This window comes from Streptomyces sp. AC558_RSS880 (genome assembly GCF_019049255.1).
GTDB lineage: Bacteria > Actinomycetota > Actinomycetes > Streptomycetales > Streptomycetaceae > Streptomyces.
Map to the genome: position 1 here is coordinate 1 of NZ_JAGMUJ010000203.1, position 345 is coordinate 345.

Annotated in this window: 1 protein-coding gene; it reads left to right on the forward strand. The window is 75.1% G+C overall.

Annotation, left to right across the window (positions count from 1 at the left end; translation table 11 throughout):
• Positions 1–345: sensor histidine kinase (locus KUM38_RS43945; RefSeq protein ID WP_217137228.1), on the forward strand; the 345-nt coding region annotated here is incomplete at both ends.

The following is a 345-nucleotide window of genomic DNA, read 5'->3' on the forward strand; positions in this document are numbered from 1 at the left end:
CCGCGGGGTCGTGGTGGACACGGCGGCGGCGGACCTGCGGCGCATCGAGCGCGATCTGCACGACGGGGCGCAGGCCCGGCTGGTGGCCCTGGCCATGGGGCTGGGCCTGGCCAAGGAGAAGCTGCTGGAGGACCCCGACGCCGCGGCGTCGATGGTCGAGGAGGCGCACGGCGAGGTGAAGCTGGCGCTGCAGGAGCTGCGGGATCTCGCACGGGGCATCCATCCGGCGGTGCTGACCGACCGGGGTCTGGACGCCGCGCTGTCCTCGGTCGCCTCGCGCTGCACGGTGCCGGTGAAGGTGACGGTCGACCTGGCCGAGCGGCCGGCCGCCGCCATCGAGGGCAT